Below are 2,489 nucleotides of genomic sequence, written 5' to 3' on the forward strand. Positions count from 1 at the left end.
ACCGGCGCTACCGGCGCTACCGGCGCTACCGGCGCTACCGGCGCTACCGGCGCTACCGGCGATCCCGGGCCTACCGGGCCTACCGGCGCCACGGGCGATCCCGGTGCTACGGGCGCCACGGGCGATCCCGGCGATCCCGGACCTACCGGGCCTACCGGGCCTGCGGGCGCTACGGGCGCTACGGGCGATCCCGGACCTACCGGACCTACCGGACCTACCGGCCCTCCCGGCCTCGTGGACCTCATCACGGAATCGGCTGCTGCCACCATCCCCGTTACGGTTTCGGCAGTATCCGTAGAAGCTGTGTGCCCGCCGGAGGCTCCTGTCATGGTCAGCGGGGGGTTCGACTACTTCGGTGATCCCGATGTAATCGTCAACGTGAGCCGGCCGAACGGCCCCGACCGGTGGCTGGCAGCGGTCACCCTGCCTGGCGGCCCCGGCTCCATCACCGGAGGCACACTTACGGCGTATGTACGCTGCACAACAGCGCCGTAAGTAGCAAGTTCTAGGTCACTCCAGCGCTCCGACCCTCGAGAGCACTGGAGTGGCTACTTGGGACGAGGGCCTTGGCCCTCGCCGTTGTCATAATTGTTGGGCGTCTGGTGCTGGGTTGGCTGCGGTGGAGGCGCGCACAGCGGACTTGCCTGGTGGCCAGCAGCACGCGCATCGCCTCGCGTTCCCCGTCGGCTTCGGGGCTGGATGATGTGCTCGGTGGCCAGCGCCTCGCGGGCCGCGCGGATAGCGTCGAGCATGTCCGTCTTGCGGTCGCCACGGACGGGCGGGGGCTTGGTACGGCAGACCTCAACGACGCGTTCACCAGCGTCTTCGAGGAAGGCAGCGAGTCAGATACCGGTGTCACCGCCCAGCGCCTTGACCTGGTCACCCACTCTCCGAGTGGACACCCCCTGCACGTACGACTCCATGATGACCGCATAGAGCACCCGGTCGATGCGGCGTCGGCATTCCAGCAGAGGGAAAGAATGACTCGGTGCGGACCTTGGGGGTCGCCAGGTCCAGGTCCCCGGCCTGAGTGGTGAGGACTTTGCCCGGTGCCCGTTGCGCCTGGTCGTACGAGTCTCGCCATGCTCACCAGGCTCCGCGCCAATGTGGGCGGTGGCCTCGGCCTCGATCAACCCTGCAGGATCCGCTGGGCCACCCCACCACCCTGACCAACTCGATTCTACCTGCCGTACGCTCCATCAGGCACAGTTGGTCATTTGGGACAAGGCCATCGCGTCACATCTCTCAACGAGCTTCACCACTCGGAGAGTTGCGCAATGGCCGCCCCGTGACCAGGGGCTACGCGAAGATCGCTGTTACACCACGCAGCAGGACACTATCCTGGCCAACTACCCTGAACTCGATGCCCTCACCGGTTACGTCCGGTCCTTCGCCCAGACGCTCACCGAGCGCCGGCGAACGGCTCCCGCAGTGGCTCGACGCCGTCCGCCAGGACGACCTGCCCAGCCTCCACACTCTCGCGGCAGGATCGACCGAGACCGCGACGCGGTCATCGCCGGACTCACACTGCCCTGGAACTCCGGCGCCGTCGAAGGACACGTCAACCGGATCAAGATGCTCAAGCGCCAGATGTTTGGCCGGGCTGGCTTCGCACTGCTCCGCAAGCGAGTCCTGTTGGCTCACTGATCGATGTCAGATGCGCGCGATAGCTTCCCGACATGGGTGTGTATCTGGTGAGCGTTGGCGCGGAGGAATGGTTCGGTGACGTGGAAGAAGTCGTCTCAGCCGTCAGCCGCCTGACCGCAGGTCGCATCACCCAGTCCAGCGACCGCCGCGGCCTGGGCGACGTCGGCATCGTCGCAGTCCTCGAACCGGAGAAGGCCTGGGGCGAGCACCTGTGGCGCATGGCCGCGTCGATGTACACCAACCCGCCCACTGCCCAGACGGCAGCACGCTGGATCCTCACCCAGTGCACCAGGGCCCGCATGTGCCGGGCCCCGGCCCACCGCGATCTCCCGGAAGCGAAGTGGACCCCGAGCTCGACCGCACGTTCCACCTCGACGACCTCTGCGCCAACCACGACATCATCCGCATGGGCCGACTCGTCATCGAGTAGTCCCCGCCCTGACCGCCCCGGCTGACTCTGCGTCCCCGTAGCAGGCCGGCCGGGGCTCTTTGTGCGCCAACCTTGGATTCGAAGGGTCGCGGCATCCTCCTCTGACGTGCTGTCGCACGGGCGCGTTGGCGCGACTACCGCGACGTCGTCCCAGTCGTCACCACTGCCCTCGCCCAGTTGAAGGAGTACGGGCGCACGGGCCGGTATGGATCCGCTTCGACGAGAGCGGCGGGAAAACCTCGATCGCTTGCGGAGGCTGGGTGGCCTCGCAGGCGACCAGGGCGCGGCGGCCTCGTTGGTCGCGGTCACGGCTCGCACTACTGACGTTGAAGTCGTCTTGTCGTAGGGGCTGACGGTTGGTGATCGTCGAGGTAAGCCGGTTGGATGAGGTATCCGCAGGGCGGGGGTCTGA

At 67.1% G+C, this 2,489-nt stretch carries 1 protein-coding gene and 1 pseudogene; one reads left to right on the forward strand and one right to left on the reverse strand.

Going from position 1 to position 2,489, the window contains the following annotated elements; translation table 11 throughout:
- Nucleotides 1-842: 842 nt before the first annotated feature.
- Complete coding sequence (locus ABZ070_RS36700; RefSeq protein WP_356640464.1) at nucleotides 843-1,130, reverse strand: transposase; 288 nt, start codon at nucleotides 1,128-1,130, stop codon at nucleotides 843-845.
- 340 nt (nucleotides 1,131-1,470) lie between these two features.
- Between ABZ070_RS36700 and ABZ070_RS36705 the strand changes: the two are divergent.
- Nucleotides 1,471-1,647, forward strand: a pseudogene (locus ABZ070_RS36705) (ISL3 family transposase); the annotation flags it as partial.
- Nucleotides 1,648-2,489 lie beyond the last annotated feature (842 nt).

Source organism: Streptomyces sp. NPDC006283 (assembly GCF_040613325.1).
In the GTDB taxonomy this organism is placed as follows: Bacteria; Actinomycetota; Actinomycetes; order Streptomycetales; family Streptomycetaceae; genus Streptomyces.